Raw genomic sequence first — 18,402 nt, forward strand, 5'->3', positions numbered from 1 at the left:
GATGGAGAGACAACATGGCATTCGAACTTCCCCACCTCAACTACGCTTCTTCGGCGCTTGCCGACCGCGGCATGAGCCAGGAAACCCTCGAACTCCACCACGGCAAGCATCACCAAGCCTATGTTACGGCTTTGAACGGGTTCGTCGAGTCCAAAGGCGAGCTGACAGGCAAATCTCTTGAGGAGATTATCAAGCTTTCTTTCGAAAAGCCTGAAATGGCACCGATTTTCAACAATGCCGGCCAACACTGGAACCATATTCACTTCTGGCAGGCGCTCTCTCCCTCGGGAGGACAGATACCCGGGAAGTTGGAATCAAAACTCATTGAAGCCTTCTGCTCCGTTGATCAGTTCAAGGACGCCTTCAAGGCGGCAGCCGTCGGACAGTTTGGCTCTGGCTGGGCATGGCTCATTCAACGCGCCGACGGCACGCTGGCCGTCACCAAGACGGCGAACGGGTCCAATCCCATCGCCACGGGTGAAGGCACACCGCTTCTGGGCCTCGATGTCTGGGAACACAGTTATTACGTCGATTTCCGCAATCGGCGTCCCGATTACGCGGTAAATTTTCTCGACAAGCTCGCCAATTACGAGTTCGCCGAAGCAAATCTCGCGTAATAGCAGTCGCCCCCGTTTCCCTCCAGTCGCGGGGGCGACACTACAGTCTGGCGAATGCCGAAGGCCACCTTTGTTGACGGTGGTCAGCCACCTTTCAGCGGTTGCAGAAGAAAGACCTCGCTCCCCTCCTCCAGCGGAGCGAAGCGATTGTTGGTGATCTCACCATTGACCGAGACGGACACACCTGCATCAAGCGCAGGTGCGAGATCCGGGTAAGCCTTCTTCAACGCATTGATCATGCCGGCGACCGTTTCGGCTTCCACGGACACAATCTCTTCGCCGCCAGCAAAGCGGCGAAGGCTGGACCAGAGATTGACGTCGATAACCGGCATATCACAAAACCCTCACTCAGCCGCCTGCAGTGTCGGCCCCGAAGGAGCGGCGGACTTGATTGCCTTCAGCAATTTCGGCGGCGAAATCGGCAGGTGGCGGATACGCTGACCCGTCGCATGCTCGATTGCATTTGCAATCGCAGGCAATGGCGGCGTGATACCCGTTTCACCCACACCGCGAACGCCGTATGGATGGCCAGGGTTTGGCACTTCCACAATCACAGTGTCGATCATCGGAAGGTCGGAGGCAACGGGCACCCGGTAGTCGAGGAATATCGGGTTCTGCAAACGGCCATCTTCGCCGTAGATATAAGCCTCGTTCAAAGCCCAGCCGATGCCTTGCACCGCACCGCCCTGATACTGACCTTCTACGTAAGCAGGGTGGATCGCCCGACCGGCATCCTGCACCACGAGATAACGAAGGATCGTCGTGCGGCCCGTTTCGGGATCGACTTCCACATCCACCACATGCGTGCCGAAGCTTGCGCCGACGCCTGAAGGCAGGCCTTCGTAATGGCCGGAAATCGGACCACCTGTCGAGCCCATCTTGGCAGCGATTTCCTTGATTGTCATCGGCGCGAATTTGCCGGCGTTGGAGCTGGTCGGTTGAGCAGCACCATTCACCCATTCAACGGCCTCCGGATCAATGCCCCATTCCGCGGCAGCGCGGCGACACATTTCCTTGATGGCCTGATTGGTGGATTCCACTGCAGCCTTGCCGCTGGCAAAAGTTGCACGGCTGCCATGGGTCGGTTCGTTCACACCGAGCGCGCCGGTTTCGACAACGTTCACGCGTACATCGTCGTAATCGATGCCAAGCGTTTCAGCAACCATAAGGGCGATTGACGCACGGCCACCGCCGATATCCGGCGTACCGACAGAAACTGTCGCGGTGCCGTCTTCGCCGATTGCCATGGAAACAGAGGTCTCTCCGCCGTGGTTGAACCAATATCCGCAGGCCACGCCGCGGCCCTGGTTGGGACCAAGCGGTGCCTTGAGGTTCGGGTGGGCCTTGGCAGCTTCCAGTGTTTCGACAAGACCGATGGAACCGAATGTCGGACCATAGCTTGCCTTGTCGCCTTCGCGCACAGCATTTTTCAGGCGAACATCCAGCGGATCAAGACCAAGCTTGCGGGCCATCTCGTCTACAAGGCTTTCAACCGCAAACGCACCCATGGGCGAGCCCGGTGCGCGGTAGGCCGCACATTTCGGGCGGTTGGCCAGCACGTCATAACCAACATGTTTGACATTGGCGAGCTTGTAACCGGCAAAGGCGCAATAGAGTGCCATGTCGACCGGAGCGCCTGGGAAAGCACCGCCCTGCATGCGAAAATTCGCATAGCCTGCGGTGATCGTGCCGTCCTTTTTCATGCCGATCTTCACATCCATGGAGGCGGAGGCCGTCGGACCCGTTGCACGCAGCACTTCAGAACGGCTCATGACGATCTTGACCGGCTTACCGCCAGCCTTGCGGCTCAGCGCCAGTGACAGCGGCTCCATGAAGATCGTCGTCTTGCCGCCAAAGCCGCCACCGATTTCAGATGGCGTGACGCGAAGCTGCGCAGCCTCGATGCCGAGGACGGCTGCGCACATGCGCCGGATATACCACTGGCCCTGGGTGCAAACCCACATCTCGCCCTTGCCGTCAGCGCCAAGCTGACCAACACAGGCATGCGGCTCGATGTAGCCCTGGTGGGTGGCCTCCGTCTTGTAGGTGTTTTCCATCACCAGATCGGCCTCAGCAAAACCGGCTTCGATATCGCCGTGGCCGAATTCCAGATAGCGCACGACATTCGGCGGGCTGCCCTCGGGCACGGAATGATCGGCGGCACCTGGACGAATGGCCGGGGCATCCGGCTTGATCGCATCATCGACATCGATGACATGCGGCAGAACCTCGTATTCGACCTCGATCAGGCGGGCCGCTTCCTGCGCAAGAAGAGGCGACGTGGCGGCAACGGCGGCAACGGCATGCCCGTCGTAAAGCGCCTTTTCGCCCGCCATCGTGTTTTCCTGCAGGTCCCAGTCTTCACCGGTCAGGCCGGTGGGGAAATCTGCGCGCGTGACAACACCCTTCACGCCCGGCAGTGCCTCGGCCTTGGATGTGTCAATTTTGACGATCCGCGCATGCGCATGCGGCGAGCGCACGACAGCACCATGAAGCATGCCCGGCATGGAGGCATCGGCACCGTAGCGTGCACGACCGGTCACCTTATCCAGTCCGTCCGGACGATTGGGGCGGGTACCGACAAGTCTGAATTCGCTTGATCCGTTCTTCGTCATCACGCTGCTCCTCGCATTTCCGCCGCCGCATCCATCACGGCGCGTACAATCTTGTCATAGCCTGTGCAGCGACAGAGATTGCCGGCCAGCCAATAGCGAACCTCCGTTTCCGTCGGGTCGGGGTTCTTTTCCAACAGAGCCTTTGAGGCTACCAGAAAGCCCGGCGTGCAGAAACCGCATTGCAAAGCGGCATGTTCGATGAACTTGCGCTGCAGCGGATGCAGCTCGCCATCCTTGCCTGCCATGCCTTCAATGGTCTCGATTTTCTTGCCCTCGGCCTCAACGCCGAGCATCAGACAGGAACTGACCAGGGTTCCATCAACCGTGACCGAGCATGCACCGCAATCGCCTGTGCCGCAGCCTTCCTTGGAACCCGTCAGGTCCAGATGGTCGCGAAGACAGTCAAGTAGCGTTTCGCGCGGGTCGGTCAGAAACTCCACCTCATCACCATTAACGGTGGTCGTCACGTGGATCTTGCTCATTTCGAAACTCCTTTCGCACGGTCGTAGGCGATGCGTGCGGCGCGCCTGGCAAGCACACCAGCCACATCGACGCGGAATTCGACCGTTCCGCGTTTATCATCAATCGGCTTGCAGGCGGCACGCGCCGCAGTCGCAAGCGCTTCCAGTGCAGCATCATCGAGCGTGCTGCCGATCAGCGCATCGGCGGCGTCCGAAACGAGGAGAACCGTTGGGGCGACTGCGCCGAGTGCCACGCGCGCTTCCACGATCTTGTGGCCATCAACGCGCAGGCTCACCGCGCAGCCGACAACGGCGATGTCCATTTCGGTGCGCGGGATGAAACGCAGGTAGGCGTCGCCCGCATTTTCGCCGCGTGGCGGCAGATTGATCGCTGAAATCACCTCACCCTGCGCAAGCGAGGTTTTACCAGGGCGGGATGGAATATCCTGAACCGCGACTTCGCGAGTACCATTTGCACCGGTAACAGTCACAGTCGCACCGGCGGCCACCAGGCCCGGAACGCTGTCTGCAGCAGGCGATCCATTGCAGAGATTGCCCGTCAAGGTCGCGCGGCCCTGAACCTGGGTCGAGCCAACCAGCTCCATACCTTCAACGACCCCTGGCCAGTCACGACAGAGTTCTTCATGGGCACCAAGCTCGGCACCGGAAACGGCGACACCGATCTTCCAGCCGCCATCCGGCGTCCTGGTGATGTCGCGAACGCCAGGAATTTTCTTCACGTCAATCAAATCGTCGGGCAGTACGGCGCCCGCTCGCATCTGAACCAGCACATCCGTGCCGCCCGCCAGAAACCTCGTCACGCCTTGCGCTTTCGCTGCAATGCCGACCGCTTCGTCAAATGATGTAGGGCTATGATAGCGCATTTTTTCTCCAACTCATTTAAGCAGGCTTTGGTAAGCCGCCGTCTGCATATGCTTTCGCAGACTGCCATCTCCAACACATCCAAAAACCGGTTGTTGGCGATCCTTCTTCAACAGCGAAGACAGATCTGTCTTCGCCAGCAATACCAACCGCGCCGCAGCAAATCTGCGCCCGCCTGTTACTTCGAGCATGCCCGGCTCGATACCGTCAAGCCGTTTCAGCACGTCTTTCAGCCTCTCTGTAAAGGATTGCGAAATTGTGGTCGCATGCCGAAACAAGAACCTGAAAGATCAGCCGGCGGTTACGAAAATGTAAATCTTGCGGGTGCGCTCATGCAGCGTCCACTCTCCAGTCCAGCCGAGCGGAAGGGAGAACATTTCACCAGGCCCAATGTCCTGGCTCGTGCCGTCGCTGTTATGAATCGTCACACGTCCGGAAAGAATGTGGCACATCTCCGAGGCCTTGGTGCGGTCAGCAGTGAAGCGCCCAGGCGTACATTCCCACACACCCGTTTCCATCTTGCCGTCGGCGCTCTCCCACAGAGCAAGTGCGGCTTCCTCCTGGCCGGGTGTCAAAGTGGTTGGCTTCGGCTTGAATGTGCCGAGATCGATTTTCATCAGATCGCCGAAGTTTTCAAATGCTATCATGGTCGTCCTGTTTTCTTGCAATTATGTGCAGCCAACAAATTCAATGTCCGGTGATCCTGTTGGCAAGGGTCGCGAAGCGGGAGGTCTTCTCAAGTCCGCCCTTTTCGCGCTGGTCAGCCAGTTTGAAAAGCTGATACATGGAATGCACGCCCAGCCAGCGCAGCGGCTCAGGCTCCCAATTGCGCACCTTTCGGTTCACCCACGGCAAGGACACAAGCTCGCTATCCCGCTTGAGAATGAGGTCGGCGAGTGTGCGGCCTGCAAGATTGGAACTGGAAACACCGAGCCCCACATAACCGCCCGCCCAACCCATGCCGGTTTTTTCGTCAAAGCCGGCTGTTGTGCACCAGTCGCGCGGCACACCCAGAACGCCGCACCATGCGTGATCGATCTTCACACCTTTGGTCTGCGGCAGCAGGCGCGTGAGAATGTCATGCAATTGATCGATGGTTGCCTGCTGGGTCTGGCCGTTGACATCCGTCCTGGACCCATAGCGGTAAGGCACGCCACGACCGCCCATGGCTATGCGGCCCTCTCGGGTGCGCTGCGCATAACAATAGGCATGCGCCGTTTCGCTCAAAAGCTCATGCCCCTTCCAGCCGATTTCCGCCCACATCGCCTCCGACAGCGGTTCAGTGGCAATGAGCGCGCTGTTGAGCGGCAGCCAAAGTCGCTCATGGCCGGGGAGACCGGCAGTGAAACCTTCGGTGGCGCGAATGATGACGGGCGCACGCACTGTGCCTCTGTCCGTTTCAACGATGCCCTTGCTGATCCGGCCAACCGTCGTGCCCTCGTAAATCGTGACCCCAAGTCGCTCCACCGCCGCCGCCAGGCCGCGCACGAGCTTCGCAGGCTGCACACGCGCCACATTGCGCAACAGGAGGCCGCCTTCGAGATTGGCGATGTTGATGCGCTCCGCGGCTTGTGCAGCAGAAAGGATGGCGAGGCTTTCCTTCGGCGTCTCCCAATCCAGCTGGAACTGATAGTCTTCTTCAAGACGCACCATCTGTGCCTTGTTGGTGGCAGCAAGCAGCTTGTCCACCCGGATCAGGTCGGCATCTATGCCTTCTTCGCGGGTGACACGCTCGACCTCGTCCACCGTCCCCGCCATCGCCCGCTGCATCGCGATAACCTTCGCCCGCGTGGCGTTTTTCAGATATTTTTCGCGCGACCACTCAAAACCGCCGGAAAGCCAGCCGCCATTGCGCCCGGATGCGCCGAAACCGGCAAACTCGCGCTCGACAATGACAATGGAGAGCGCAGGGTTGGCCTTTTTCAAATAATAGGCAGTCCAAAGGCCCGTATAGCCGGCACCGACAATACAGACATCGGCCTGCTGATCACCTGGCAATGGCGCGCGTTTTGCCGGCACGCCGCCGATATCCGCATACCAGAATGAAACGTCGCCATTCGTCTTGACCAACATCGTCTTAGGCTTTCTCTTCGACTCCCGGAACCGGGAATCGGCAATTGAACAACGAAAAAGCGGGCGGCCTGTTCGGCACCCGCGATTGCCTCAGCCTAAGGGTCGCCCGTCGCCTGTCAAACAGTTTTTGTCAGCCGTTGCGCAAAAGACGGCATATCGCCTCGACGACATCATCGGGTGTTTGAGAGCCATCGACTTTTGTCCAATCAAGCACACCGGCACCCCGGGCAAGCTGCTTTTCCAAAACACCGAGATCAGCATCAGACTGTCCGCCGTGGCGCGCACTCACCCGCGCGCGCAACACGGCTTCGGGTGTTTCGAGCCAGACTCCGATAAAGGCTGCACCGGCCTGCACCGCACTCTCGCGGATATCCTGGCGACGGTCTTCACGATCAAAGACAGCATTGGCAACAACGCTGCTGCCACATGAAAGAATATCAGAACTGCGGCAGGCGATTTCGGCATAAACACGCTCGGAAACAATTGGCTGATAGGCCTCGTCGCCGAGCCGGGTATCGACCGGCACACCATGAAGCGCCTTGCGGATGCGGTCGCTTTCGAGAACGCGCGCACCAGGTGCCGCACCCACCGTTTGCGCAAGCCGGTCGGCAATGGTGGTTTTACCAGACCCGCTGAAGCCGCCAATGGCGATCAGCCGGGCCGGACGCTCTTGCAACAATGTGAGCGCCAGATCGTAGTAGGTGCGAGCCGAGGCGGCGAGCGCTTCATCACCACCGGCCTCCTCAGCCTGTGTTGCCGTGACATGGGCACGCACGGCCGCGCGCAGCGCCATGAAAAAGGAAAGCAAGGCAAACCCAGCGTCGTCTTCCATCGCATCGATATAGCGGTTCGCGATCAGGTTGGCATAGGCTCGAAAGCCGATATGCCATAGATCCATCAGGAGAAAGGCAAGGTCGTAGAGCACATCGACCGTCGCAATCCTGTCGTTGAACTCGATGCAATCGAAGAGCCGCGGATGACCGTCGATCAGGCAGATGTTGCGCAGATGAAGATCGCCATGGCAAAGGCGGACCTTGCCCTCCTCTGCCCGCTGGTTGAGCAGACTGGAGTGCCGCTTCAATGCGCTTCGAAATTGGGCATCCATGGTCTTCTGCTCGGCTTTGGAAAAAACGCTGCTGGTGAGAAATCCAGCCTGGTTGATATCCAGAACGGCGGAAACATTGGCGGTGCCGCTTTCGCCAAAGACCGGCTCGGCAGCCTTGTGGAAGGCAACGATCATTTCCGTCAGATCAGACATCAAGGTCGCTGATAGCTGACCGTTCAGCGCCATCCGGTCGAAAAGACTATCCTGGTCGAAGCGCAACATTTCCACGACGGCATCAACCAGTTCACCGCCGGGATCAAACGTCAAAGTGCCATCTGTGCGACGATAGATACGGCGAACCCCGAGATAAAGCTCGGGTGTTGCGCGGGCATTCAGACGGACCTCCTTCAGGCAGGATTCCAACCTTAATTCCGGTGTGGAGAAATCGGCATAGGGAAGTTTGACCGCGCGTTTGAGCTTGAACGCCTTGTCGGCGACCAGAAATATGCGGGAGATATGCGTTTCCATTGTCTCCACGGGCCCCGAAAGCCCGTAAGACACAGCATCGCTCAAAAACGCCGTCGTGACATTCTGGTCTTGCGTGATCATGCGCTCACCTCACCACCATGTCGTGCTGCAGCAATGTCTGTCCGCTTGAGACATAGACTGCCTCAGTATGGGGCGCCTGACCTTGAGATATGTCAAGCGGCGAAGGCATTGTGCGCCGCTTGACGTCATATGCCTCTAGAGCCGCACGGCAATAAGATCATGGGGACCGAGAGGATTTTGCCCAATCAGAACCTCACGGCCTTCCAGCACATCGCCAACATCCACGGTTTCCGGGCCGTAGTTGAAGATGAAACGGACCTTGCCGTTGTCACGGATGCGCACATCGCGGTGGAGGCGTTTGCCTTCGATACCGGTTTTTGCGAGCAGTTCGCCAATAACAGAGGCTGCCAGTTCAGGATCGGGCCTGCCGCCGAGGTAAGAGACGCGTCCTTGCGACAGCTGTGCGGCATGACCGTCCTGCGAGGTGCGTACCGTTTCGACACCCTCACCCGGCACCAGGAATTCGCGCCAACCCTGGAACGCACCGCCCTCTGAGAGGGGAACATCGACAAAGGGTGGAATGCTCTCGACCCGGCGGATTTTCATGTCGATCAGCTTGCGGAATTTGCCGGGCGGCAAACCCTCGGCGATCTGGAAATCCGCCGATTTCGAGCCTGTGCGTGGCCCGAGGAGAATGGTTGCATCACCATCAACAAGCGCGTCCACCAGCGTTTCATTGTCGGCGAAGAGGCCCGGTACGACGACCAGCTTCCTGTCGGCCACCGCTTCCGCCGTTGGGGGAACGACATCGACCGAAACACCGTGTTGGCGAAGTGCTCGATAAAAGCGCAGGACAAGATCGAAGTAATCGAAATCACGCCCCTGGGGCTGCGTGTGCCAGGCCCAGGCGCTTTCGTAATCGAAAACCAGTGCGACATCGCTGCGCTGAGGCGCGGAAACGGCCCCGATTGCGGAGAGTTCGCCGGATATCTGCTTGCAGACGCCATAAGCCTCATTGGGTTCGGCATTGGGCAGCAACAGCGCCTCATGCATCTGTTCCTGCGCGAAAGACGGCTGGCGCCAGCGGAAATAGCTCACCACTTCAGCGCCCGCCGCAAAGGCTTCATAGGCCCACAGCCGGATCGCTCCCGGCACCGGCGCCGGGTTCCACGGTGCCCAGTTGACCGGCCCCGGCTGCTGTTCCATCACCCACCAGCGGCCTTCGGCCTCGCCGTTTCTGACCGCGCCGCAAGCTCGGTAAAGATCGTGATGCAGTGCCTGATTGTCGGGATCGCCAATGCCGAGATACCGCTTTTTGGTTTCAACATCATTGGCATCGCGGTCGAGAAAACCGATCGGATAGGTATCCCAGGAAGCAATATCGAGATCGGCGCTGACGGCGAAATGATCGAACTCCACAAACCGGCCCATGAAATTATGCGCAATCGGTATATTCGGAGAGTGGGCGCGGATGATATCGGTTTGCACCTTGTTGAAGGCAACGACCTGATCGGACGAATAGCGCCGGAAATCCAGAACATGCGACGGGTTGGGCTCGGTGACGGTCAGATTGGGAAGCTCGACCTCGTCAAAGGAGCGATATTCCATCGACCAGAACACATTGCCCCAGGCGCGGTTGAGCGCGTCCGGCGACTGATATTTCTGCGAAAGCCAGTCACGAAACCCTTTGCGCGCCGCATGGGAATAGCTCAAGACCGTATTGTGGCAGCCATATTCATTGTCGGTCTGCCAGGCAATCAGCGCGGGATGTTTGCCATAGCGTTTGGCAAGTGCAGTGACGATGCGCGCGCTTTCATCCCGATAGCCCTGATGGCTGAAACAATAGTGGCGGCGCGAGCCAAAGCCCCTCGGCCGGCCGTCCTTGTCGATCGCCAGCATGTCGGGCATCTTGTCCACCAGCCATTTCGGCGGTGTGGCGGTGGGTGTGCCGAGCACGACCTTCAGGCCGTGGGCGTGCAGGGTCTCGAAGGCGCGGTCGAGCCAGTCGAATTCCATTTGCCCCGGTTCCGGCTCCATGCGGCTCCAGGCAAATTCACCGATGCGGACATGGCTGATACCGGCCTCAGCCATCATGCGCGCATCGGTCTCCCAGCGCTCTTCCGGCCAATGTTCGGGATAGTAGCAAACGCCGAGCGTCTGTTTGCGTTCAACGGTCATGGTCGGACCAATCCTTCTAATCGCTTTGTGTCTTGCGAAACCCCTGTGCCCAGCATGTTTTACCCTGCGAACACGCGATCCCATTCGGTGACTGTGCGCTGGGCACGTTTGGCAATGTCAGATACCTCCATGCCGGGCTGGAAGATTGAGGAGCCCAGACCGAAAATGCGGATACCTGCCTTGCCATAGGCTTCGAAATCGGTTTCCGAGACACCGCCGACAGCCCCAATGGGTGTTCCTTTCGGCAGGACTGCGGAAATCGCCTTGATGCCCGAGGGGCCGAGCACGCTGGCGGGGAAGAACTTCAGTCCCGATGCACCGGCAGCCAAAGCCGCAAGCGCTTCCGTGGGCGAGAAAACACCGGGCATGGTGACCATTGAATGCGCATTGGCACGCGCCAGCACGGCTGTGTCGATGTTGGGAGATACGAGCAGCCGCCCGCCCGCATCATTCAACCGGTCAACATTTTCCGCAGTCAGAACCGTCCCGGCCCCGACAAGCACCGTATTGCCGAATTCACGGGCCACCATTTCAATGGACACGAACGGGTCCGGTGAGTTCAGCGGAATTTCAATGGCCTCAAAGCCGGCTTCCACAAGGGCGCTGGCGGTTTGAAGCGCATTTCTTGGCTCAAGGCCGCGCAAAATCGCGATCAGTTCGCGTTTTAATGTCGGCCATTTGGATGTCTTTTCCATCATCATTCGCCTTCAGTGTTTTCAAAAATTCCAGATCATGGCGGCGGCTTTTTTCGCGCCCTCAAGTACAAGTGTGTCGCCATCGTGGACCCGGCTGTCTATGGACGCGACCTGAAGTGCTGCGCTGTAAAGCGCGCCCAGAACACCGCCGCCGACGAGTTCCACCGATTGCCCAACAGCAAGGCGTGCTTTTGCGCCCGCAATCTCCTGACCGATGAGATAGCCGGACAGTCGGGCACTGGCAGCCTCGGGTGACAGGCCCTGCAGGAGACCGGCTGGCCTGATCGAGAAGAGGCGCGCCAGAATGTCGGATGGCGAGGCAAGGCTGGCTTCAACCCCCTGCAGAAAATCAGCCGAGTGCGCGTCAAATGTCGCGGTGCCGACCGAATGGCTGAGGACGGAATGGCCCGAGAGCGCAGCGAACATGTCGCCGGTCATGAAGCTCACGCAATCTCCCACTGTGCCATCCGACATCGACACCCATTTCGAATGCGTACCCGGCATGCAGACAGTCGTCTTTGCGCCTTTGTGTTCACCAATGGCTGCGAAAAGGCCAAGCAGCTGCGTCTCCTCACCGCGCATGACGTCCGGCGCGACCGGATCATTCTTGCTAAGCCCGGGCAAAATGCGGATATCGCGTTTGGAATGCGGCACCCGTACGGCGTTTGCACCGAGTTGGTCCAGTCCCGTGGGAATGGGAATATAGCCCGCTTCCGCCCAGCCCTGCCGCGATCCAACCATGCCGCACATGATGACCGGAACGTTCTCAGCAATCGCGAGAGCATCAAGATGGCTTTCAAGAACGCCTTCGAAACGATCGCGAGCGGTGGATGACATGCCTTCATTGGATTTGCGTTCGGCGAGCACCGCGCCACTGGAGCCGACAGCCCAAATTCTCAAGTGTGACGTTCCCCAGTCCACGACAGCGAGCACACTCTTTTCCTCTATCGCCATCATGGTGCCTCCAGTGGGAACCGAAAGCATGCGCTACTCCAGTTTTGTTGAATTCTCCGGCCCATGTTCAGCTACGCACCTTTCGGCCTTCGACGACAAAAATTGATGCTGGCACCGCATTCGGCAAGCGCAACCCGCCATTCATCAAGGCAGATCCCGAAAGGCGGATTGTCTCGCCCTTCATCAAACCGGTCGCTTCATAGCGATTGAGCAGACGCGTCACGTCTTCGGGGTTGATCAGCGTGATGTCATAGAGGGCATCGGGCGAGAGCCCGGCCAGGCGCATTCTTCGTGCCGCGATCGGTCCAGATGTCCCAGCCTGCCCCTTGAACAGGATGAAACGATCCCTCGCCTCATCGACATGCAACTCGGCAAAGACCGCCTCGTCATTGGAATCGAGCAGATATTGCCGCGCCGAAAACAGGAAATCACGATTTTCGCGCCACCAGGCGGTCACGCGTTTGAGCGTTTCGGCCTCGTCCTGCGTCAGTTCGCGCGGGTCCATTTCAAAACCCATATGACGCTGGGCGGCGACCCAAGCGCGAAATTCCATTGGCAGAACCCGGCCGGACGTGTGGCAGACGCGCGGGCCGACATGACTGCCGGCAATTTCCGGCGGCAGCCAGCGGGCTGCCTCATGCTGCATGCGCAGCCGCTCCAGGGCGTCGTTGGAATCGGAAAGCCAGACTCTCGTCGTGTAATTCAAAATGCCATAGTCGATGCGGCCACCGCCCGATGAGCAGCTTTCGAAATCGACCTTCGGGAAGGCCTTGTTCAGGCGCTCGAACAGGGCGTAGAGCGCGACCGTCTGCTGCGGCTTTGCGCCGGTGAGGACGCGATTGTGATCCCATTTCACGTAATCGACCGCGTAAGCCTGCAGGATCGCCGCGATATTCTCGTAAAGATAGTCGGTCACGCCCGGTTTGGTGAGATCGAGCACATGCTGGTTGCGACCCTCCGGCTGATGATCCGGTCCCAGAACCCAATCGGGATGTGCACGGTAGAGATCGCTGTTCTTGTTGACCATTTCCGGCTCGAACCAGATGCCAAAGCGCATGCCGAGCCCGGTGATGTGGTCGACAAGCGGGCCGAGGCCATCGGGATACTTGGCTTGATCGACGGTCCAATCGCCAAGGCTCGTCGTGTCATCATTGCGGTTCTTGAACCAGCCGTCATCCAGCACGAAACGCTCGGCCCCGAGATCGGCGGCGATGGTCGCGATTTCCTTCAATTCCTCCACATCGTGGCGGAAATAGACGGCTTCCCAGCAATTATAGTGGACTGGACGGGCAGCATGTCTGACGATATGGGTGCGCACATGCTGCTGCCATTGCTGCAGCAGGCCGTTAAAACCATCTTCGGAAACAGCCACCAGCATTTCGCGCTTATAGCCCGTGGTTGCGGCATCGTAACCGCACTGAACCTGGCGGCGACCGTCGGGCAGCTCTTCGGCCACGATCTTGTGTCCGCCCGACCAGGCCAGCGACACGCCCATGCAGGCACCGCTGTTTTCGTCGCAGGCATCTGCGGCAAAGGTCATGCCGGGAAAATGAGCATGGCCGGTGCGGCCTTCGAAACTCTCGCGGACATATTGACCAAGCGTGAAGCGGTGCTCCTGCCGCTGGAATTCGCCGGTCCAGCGTCCGCCATGATCGACAATACGCGGCATGTGATCGGGAACCGGGACGGCAGGTGCCAGCCATTGCAGGTCTGCTTCATCGCTGCCCTGGCAATCGATTTGAACGGAAAGAACCCCAGTATTACACAGCTCAACACGGATCGTCAGGGTTATCGCGACATCGACGCCGGACCCTTCCATGATCCATTGAATCGCATGCGGGCCGTTCTCATTCACGTCCGCAATCTGCCAGTCCGGCAGAAGGGGATTGCCGCCTTCTGCCCGGAAAACAACGCCAGGGTGACCCTGCCAGCCGTCGGTGCTCGTTGGGCAGAGCGTCAGGGGAACGAGCGGGTCGAGCTGACCTGCGGAAACATTCGGGACCGTGGCGCGGGCCACGCTCTCGAGGTTTTCCTGCCTTGGCAATCGGGGGCCGAAGGCGATGAGTGCTGGAATGCCGTTTGAAAAGCTTGCAAACGCAGCCGTTCTCTCGCCACAGTCCAGTCGCCAGCATTTGACCGGCTCTAGTCCGGAAGTCTTGGATGTCATTGTCATTACTAACCTTTGGTCGCCCCAAGCGTCAGCCCGGCGATGAAATGGCGCTGCATCAGGAAGAACATCAGCACCGGCGGAAGCGCTGCCACGATGGAGCCCGCCGAAACGAGATGCCACTGGGCAATCCACTGTCCGTTGAGCGAAAAGAGGCCAGCGGTCACCGGCTGTACTTCGGCACCTTGCGTCAACACCGTTGCCCAGAAATATTCATTCCAGATGAAGGTGAAAACGAGCACCGACAGTGCAGCAATGGCGGGGCGCATCAGCGGTAGCACGATATAGCGGAAAATCCGCCATTCGCTGACACCTTCAACACGCGCAGACTCGATGAGTTCAAAGGGCAGTGCCTTGATGAAATTGCGCATGAAGAGCGTGCAGAAGCCGGTTTGAAACGCCACATGAAAGAGAATGAGGCCGGTATAGGTGTTATAGAGCCCGGTGCTGACGGTCAGATCGCGCACCGGCACCATCAGGATCTGAAACGGCACGAAATTGCCCGCCACGAACATGAAGAACACCAGGAGATTGGACCGGAACCTGTAAACGCCCAGCGCAAAGCCTGCCAGACAGGACAGCGTGACGGCGCCGATCACCGTCGGGATCGTGACGAAGAACGAATTGCGGATGTAATTCGCCATGGGTGTTTGTGTGAAGATTTCGAGATAGTTGCCGAAGGCAAGCGTTGACGGCATGCCGAAATAGTTGCCCTGCGCCAGGTCGCTCGCCGGGCGCACCGAGGTGACTGCAACGCCCAGAAGCGGCAGGAGCCACAGCACCAGCGCGAGCGGCAGCGCCAGCGCATATAGCCACTGCATGGCGGGCGATGCTTTTTGAATGGGTTTGGGAAACATGGATCAGCCCTCCCGCTCGTCTTTGACCATCTTCCAGATGAAGCCGCTGATGAACACCATCATGATCAGGAAGAGGATGACCGCAATCGCCGCGCCATAGCCCATGCGATAACCATATTCGGAAAGCGCCTGCTCATACATGTAGAAGGAGAGGACGCGCGAGGACCCGAACGGCCCGCCGTCGGTCATGATCGAGACAATATCGAAAGACCGAAGCGCGCCGATGACCGTAACCACGATGGCGATGAAGGTGGCCGGACGCAGCTGCGGAATGACGACATACCAAAGCATGCGCCAGCCTTTGGCACCATCAAGGCGGGCAGCCTCGATCTGGTCCGGGGAGATATTGTTCAGGCCCGTCAAATAGAGGATCATGCAATAGGCGATCTGCGGCCAGAGGCCGGCGACGACCAGGGCATATGTGACATAGTTCGGCTCAGCCAGAAAGGCGATGCCTGTTCCCGTTGCCCATTCCACCAGCTTGTAGAGCAAGCCGAAATTCGGCGCATAAAACCAGGAGAAGATGAGGCCGACCACGACCTGCGAAATCACGAAGGGAAAGAAGAACAGGGACTTGTAGATCCTAATTCCGGTGACGGTCTGATTGAGAAAGATTGCAATAAACAGCCCGATTGGCACTGCGAGCATGAACAGGACAAGCCAGATGACGTTGTTTTTCAGCGAGATGTAAAAATTCTCGTCGTCGAGAAGCTCCGCATAATTGGCCAGACCCAGCCAGGTTTTCTGTCCGAGACCGTCCCAGTCGTAAAATGAAAGCCAGATGGAATTGGCAATCGGCCAGATGACATAAATCAGAAACATGATGACGCCGGGCGCGAGAAAGAGCCATGGCGCAAGGCGGCGCTGATTGCGCCTCCAATAGCTGCGTTTCGGTGCAGATGCCACCGGCATGGCGGCGGTAGATGAACCGGTCATGCGTGTTTCCTCCGGGCAACCATCTGCCGCGAGACGGAGATTGCCATAGGTTCCAAACGAAAAGGCCGGGCGACCGACGGGGCCGCCCGGCAAGCGATTTTGTTATTTGTAAATGCGCTGACGTGCTTTCTCGAGACGCTCGAGGATGTTGTCGAGCTGATCCGGCTGGACCATGAATTGCTGGAAGCCTTCCATGCCGACCTTGGCCATTTCAGCCGGCGCATCGCGGTCGAAGAATTGCGCGATACCGCCGTCAGCCGTTGACAGCATCTTGAAGCCTGCCTGCAGAAAAGGATCGTCGCCCACTTGCGCATTCTTGTTGGTCGGCAACTGGTTGACCGCAGCGTTATACTTGGTCTGCGCCTCCGGCGAGGTCACGAAAGCAAGGAATTTCTTGGCGTCCTCGACATTCTTGGCACCGGCGGGAATGTGAATCGTGTCGGTCGGTGCTTCTTCAGCGCGCGGAATACCGGGCGTGATTTCAGGGAATACCATGAAGCCGAGATTTTCATCGGTCATGCCGCCTTCCTTGAAGTTGCCAACCGCGAAATTGCCCATGATGTAATGGGCGGCCTTGCCCTGAACCATCAGTGCTGCAGCGTCCTGCCAGTCGATCGCCGCATGATTCTTGGTAATGTAGGGCTGGATCTTGGCCCACTCCGCAAACACGGCCTTCACGCGGTCATCCGTCCACGGAATCTTGCCGGAGGTCAGCTCCATGTGAAAATCATAGCCGTTGGTGCGCAGATCAAGATAGTCGAAAATGCCTGCAGCCGGCCAGAGCGCCTTGGTGCCGGTGGTGATGCAATCGATACCCGCTTCTGAGAACTTCTTGCAGTTTTCGACAAACTGGTCCCAGGTCACGCCATCGTCGCCCGGAAGCTCCACCCCGGCAGCCTTGTAGGCGTCGCGGTTATAATAAATGCCCCACTGGTAGTAGGTGTAGGGAACGCCCCACTTTTTGCCGTCCATGGTCATCGAGGGGGCGGATGAGGCCAATGCCTCATTCAGGCCGTTTTCGTCCCAAACGTCGGTGACATCGGTGAACTGACCGGCATTGACGAAGGGCGCCATACGGTTACCCGCATACCAATTGGCCAGATCAGGCGCATCGGCAGACAGGAAGTTGCGGATCGCGGTCTTGTAACCCTCGTGGTCGAAATTGGTGAGCTGGATGTCGATATCCGGATTGGCCGCTTCGAAGTCAGCGATGATGGCCTCCATGCCCGCAAGCGGAATGGGATCATAGTCGGCGTTGTACTTCACCACGCGCTGCTGGGCGAATGCCACCGACGCCAGAAGCGACGCAGTCGCAAAGCCCAATACGGCTGTCCTTGCATAATGTTTCATAAAATCAATCCTCCCGATTTCGCGACGGTCGCCTGACCGCGCTGAAAGTAAAAACCGCTCCGCCCGAACCGATCTCCCATCCGTTCGAAGCCTCCAAACGAGAAAGCGAAGCCCAGTCAAATAATTCCACTATTTGGAATAGTGTTTGACTATTCAGAATTATCGCCTATATTGGCAGAATGTCAAGAGCGGTGTGGAGACCGCTTGAGGGAGGAATATGGCAAAGCAATCATCTGACACCGGCACGCTCGGAAAGGCTATCGCCGTGCTGGAAGCCGTTGCGTCTTCGCCGCGTCCGCTGCGCTTTACCGATCTTCTGGCGCTGGTTGATCAGCCGCGCGGCACGCTGCATCGGCAGATTTCCAATCTTGTTGACGAAGGCCTGCTGCATACGAACCCGGATCACTCCTACGAACTGGGGCTGAAACTGCTGCAATTTGCATCTAACGCCTGGGCAGGGAACAAATTCCGCAATATTGCCGAACCGCATCTTGCCGCCCTGCACGACAAGGTGGGCGAGACGATCCACCTTGGCGTGCTGCAAGGGGTGGATGTGGTTTATCTCGACAAGGTGGAATCCCGTCAGGCAGTGCGCATGCACAGCCAGATCGGCAATGTTTCGCCCTGCTTTTGTACGGGTGTCGGCAAAGCAGCCTTTTCGCTTCTACCTGCCGATGAGGCCGAACAGCGCATCAAGAATATTCAATTTCGGACCTTTACGCCGACGACGATTACCGATGCGGAAGCCTTTCGCAGTGAAATCGAAGACATTCGCGGCAAAGGCTACGGGTTCGACCGCGAGGAGCATGAAACGGGTATTCACTGTGTTGCAGCGCCCATCATCTCCGAAACTGCAAAATCGATTTATGCAGGCATTTCCATCACCGCGCCGGTCTATCGCGTGCCCATGTCGCAGCTTGAAAACTGGTCTGGGCTCGTGCGTGAAACGGCTGCACAAATTGCTGAAGACATGAGTGTGAAACTAGGCCCGCGTGGCTGAAACAAATTTTTGGGAGGAACCAG

17 protein-coding genes are annotated in these 18,402 nt (G+C 58.4%); 2 read left to right on the forward strand and 15 right to left on the reverse strand.

What is annotated here, in order from left to right; translation table 11 throughout:
• Positions 1 to 14: 14 nt before the first annotated feature.
• The gene (locus tag NHF56_RS15710; protein WP_252806238.1) at positions 15 to 617 is read left to right on the forward strand and encodes a superoxide dismutase; all 603 of its coding nucleotides are present in this window, start codon (positions 15 to 17) and stop codon (positions 615 to 617) included.
• Positions 618 to 700: 83 nt separating this feature from the next.
• On the opposite strand, the gene NHF56_RS15715 is transcribed toward NHF56_RS15710, so the two are convergent.
• The 15 genes from NHF56_RS15715 to NHF56_RS15785 all read right to left on the reverse strand — a co-directional run bounded on the left by NHF56_RS15715 (position 701) and on the right by NHF56_RS15785 (position 17,379).
• Positions 701 to 949, reverse strand: coding sequence for a MoaD/ThiS family protein (locus tag NHF56_RS15715; RefSeq protein WP_252806240.1), 249 nt, complete (start codon positions 947 to 949; stop codon positions 701 to 703).
• 12 nt (positions 950 to 961) lie between these two features.
• On the reverse strand, positions 962 to 3,232 hold the full coding sequence (locus tag NHF56_RS15720; protein WP_252806242.1) for a xanthine dehydrogenase family protein molybdopterin-binding subunit: 2,271 nt from the start codon (positions 3,230 to 3,232) through the stop codon (positions 962 to 964).
• A complete protein-coding gene (locus tag NHF56_RS15725) occupies positions 3,232 to 3,714 on the reverse strand; it encodes a (2Fe-2S)-binding protein (protein WP_252806244.1) in 483 nt (160 codons plus the stop codon). The genes NHF56_RS15720 and NHF56_RS15725 overlap by 1 nt, the downstream gene beginning before the upstream one ends.
• Positions 3,711 to 4,577, reverse strand: a complete 867-nt coding sequence (locus NHF56_RS15730; protein ID WP_252806246.1) for a xanthine dehydrogenase family protein subunit M — start codon at positions 4,575 to 4,577, stop codon at positions 3,711 to 3,713. The genes NHF56_RS15725 and NHF56_RS15730 overlap by 4 nt, the downstream gene beginning before the upstream one ends.
• A gap of 12 nt (positions 4,578 to 4,589) precedes the next feature.
• Positions 4,590 to 4,799: a hypothetical protein gene (locus NHF56_RS15735; protein WP_252806248.1), complete on the reverse strand. Its 210-nt coding sequence runs from the start codon at positions 4,797 to 4,799 to the stop codon at positions 4,590 to 4,592.
• A 66-nt stretch (positions 4,800 to 4,865) separates the two neighbouring features.
• Positions 4,866 to 5,222 carry a cupin domain-containing protein gene (locus NHF56_RS15740; RefSeq protein ID WP_252806249.1) on the reverse strand — a complete coding sequence of 119 codons (357 nt, stop codon included), beginning with the start codon at positions 5,220 to 5,222 and terminating at the stop codon, positions 4,866 to 4,868.
• A 40-nt stretch (positions 5,223 to 5,262) separates the two neighbouring features.
• Positions 5,263 to 6,648, reverse strand: coding sequence for an FAD-binding oxidoreductase (locus tag NHF56_RS15745; protein WP_252806251.1), 1,386 nt, complete (start codon positions 6,646 to 6,648; stop codon positions 5,263 to 5,265).
• Between the two features lie 130 nt (positions 6,649 to 6,778).
• The gene (locus tag NHF56_RS15750; RefSeq protein WP_252806253.1) at positions 6,779 to 8,302 is read right to left on the reverse strand and encodes a bifunctional aminoglycoside phosphotransferase/ATP-binding protein; all 1,524 of its coding nucleotides are present in this window, start codon (positions 8,300 to 8,302) and stop codon (positions 6,779 to 6,781) included.
• A 135-nt stretch (positions 8,303 to 8,437) separates the two neighbouring features.
• Positions 8,438 to 10,420 carry a beta-galactosidase gene (locus NHF56_RS15755; RefSeq protein ID WP_252806255.1) on the reverse strand — a complete coding sequence of 661 codons (1,983 nt, stop codon included), beginning with the start codon at positions 10,418 to 10,420 and terminating at the stop codon, positions 8,438 to 8,440.
• A 59-nt stretch (positions 10,421 to 10,479) separates the two neighbouring features.
• The gene (locus tag NHF56_RS15760; RefSeq protein WP_252806257.1) at positions 10,480 to 11,115 is read right to left on the reverse strand and encodes a 2-dehydro-3-deoxy-6-phosphogalactonate aldolase; all 636 of its coding nucleotides are present in this window, start codon (positions 11,113 to 11,115) and stop codon (positions 10,480 to 10,482) included.
• A 21-nt stretch (positions 11,116 to 11,136) separates the two neighbouring features.
• Positions 11,137 to 12,099, reverse strand: a complete 963-nt coding sequence (locus tag NHF56_RS15765; RefSeq protein WP_252806258.1) for a 2-dehydro-3-deoxygalactonokinase — start codon at positions 12,097 to 12,099, stop codon at positions 11,137 to 11,139.
• 37 nt (positions 12,100 to 12,136) lie between these two features.
• Positions 12,137 to 14,236 carry an alpha-galactosidase gene (locus tag NHF56_RS15770; protein WP_252806261.1) on the reverse strand — a complete coding sequence of 700 codons (2,100 nt, stop codon included), beginning with the start codon at positions 14,234 to 14,236 and terminating at the stop codon, positions 12,137 to 12,139.
• 8 nt (positions 14,237 to 14,244) lie between these two features.
• Positions 14,245 to 15,093, reverse strand: coding sequence for a carbohydrate ABC transporter permease (locus tag NHF56_RS15775; protein ID WP_252806263.1), 849 nt, complete (start codon positions 15,091 to 15,093; stop codon positions 14,245 to 14,247).
• Between the two features lie 3 nt (positions 15,094 to 15,096).
• A complete protein-coding gene (locus tag NHF56_RS15780; protein ID WP_373456331.1) occupies positions 15,097 to 16,005 on the reverse strand; it encodes a carbohydrate ABC transporter permease in 909 nt (302 codons plus the stop codon).
• 126 nt (positions 16,006 to 16,131) lie between these two features.
• A complete protein-coding gene (locus tag NHF56_RS15785; RefSeq protein ID WP_252806267.1) occupies positions 16,132 to 17,379 on the reverse strand; it encodes an ABC transporter substrate-binding protein in 1,248 nt (415 codons plus the stop codon).
• Between the two features lie 217 nt (positions 17,380 to 17,596).
• On the opposite strand from NHF56_RS15785, the gene NHF56_RS15790 reads away from it, so the two are divergent.
• Positions 17,597 to 18,379 (forward strand): IclR family transcriptional regulator, encoded by a 783-nt coding sequence (locus tag NHF56_RS15790; protein ID WP_252806269.1) that lies wholly within the window; start codon positions 17,597 to 17,599, stop codon positions 18,377 to 18,379.
• Positions 18,380 to 18,402: the final 23 nt, after the last annotated feature.

The organism is Rhizobium sp. L1K21, assembly GCF_024055895.1.
In the GTDB taxonomy this organism is placed as follows: domain Bacteria; phylum Pseudomonadota; class Alphaproteobacteria; order Rhizobiales; family Rhizobiaceae; genus Ensifer_A.

What these genes read in the sequence shown, in the direction of transcription:
- NHF56_RS15755 (WP_252806255.1), bottom strand. Translation starts at nt 10,420, where the DNA reads ATGACCGTTGAACGCAAACAGACGCTCGGCGTTTGCTACTATCCCGAA.
- NHF56_RS15785 (WP_252806267.1), bottom strand. Translation starts at nt 17,379, where the DNA reads ATGAAACATTATGCAAGGACAGCCGTATTGGGCTTTGCGACTGCGTCG.
- NHF56_RS15765 (WP_252806258.1), bottom strand. Translation starts at nt 12,099, where the DNA reads ATGCTTTCGGTTCCCACTGGAGGCACCATGATGGCGATAGAGGAAAAG.
- NHF56_RS15740 (WP_252806249.1), bottom strand. Translation starts at nt 5,222, where the DNA reads ATGATAGCATTTGAAAACTTCGGCGATCTGATGAAAATCGATCTCGGC.
- NHF56_RS15780 (WP_373456331.1), bottom strand. Translation starts at nt 16,005, where the DNA reads ATGCCGGTGGCATCTGCACCGAAACGCAGCTATTGGAGGCGCAATCAG.
- NHF56_RS15720 (WP_252806242.1), bottom strand. Translation starts at nt 3,232, where the DNA reads ATGACGAAGAACGGATCAAGCGAATTCAGACTTGTCGGTACCCGCCCC.
- NHF56_RS15725 (WP_252806244.1), bottom strand. Translation starts at nt 3,714, where the DNA reads ATGAGCAAGATCCACGTGACGACCACCGTTAATGGTGATGAGGTGGAG.
- NHF56_RS15790 (WP_252806269.1), top strand. Translation starts at nt 17,597, where the DNA reads ATGGCAAAGCAATCATCTGACACCGGCACGCTCGGAAAGGCTATCGCC.
- NHF56_RS15745 (WP_252806251.1), bottom strand. Translation starts at nt 6,648, where the DNA reads ATGTTGGTCAAGACGAATGGCGACGTTTCATTCTGGTATGCGGATATC.
- NHF56_RS15715 (WP_252806240.1), bottom strand. Translation starts at nt 949, where the DNA reads ATGCCGGTTATCGACGTCAATCTCTGGTCCAGCCTTCGCCGCTTTGCT.
- NHF56_RS15750 (WP_252806253.1), bottom strand. Translation starts at nt 8,302, where the DNA reads ATGATCACGCAAGACCAGAATGTCACGACGGCGTTTTTGAGCGATGCT.
- NHF56_RS15730 (WP_252806246.1), bottom strand. Translation starts at nt 4,577, where the DNA reads ATGCGCTATCATAGCCCTACATCATTTGACGAAGCGGTCGGCATTGCA.
- NHF56_RS15710 (WP_252806238.1), top strand. Translation starts at nt 15, where the DNA reads ATGGCATTCGAACTTCCCCACCTCAACTACGCTTCTTCGGCGCTTGCC.
- NHF56_RS15760 (WP_252806257.1), bottom strand. Translation starts at nt 11,115, where the DNA reads ATGGAAAAGACATCCAAATGGCCGACATTAAAACGCGAACTGATCGCG.
- NHF56_RS15775 (WP_252806263.1), bottom strand. Translation starts at nt 15,093, where the DNA reads ATGTTTCCCAAACCCATTCAAAAAGCATCGCCCGCCATGCAGTGGCTA.
- NHF56_RS15770 (WP_252806261.1), bottom strand. Translation starts at nt 14,236, where the DNA reads ATGACATCCAAGACTTCCGGACTAGAGCCGGTCAAATGCTGGCGACTG.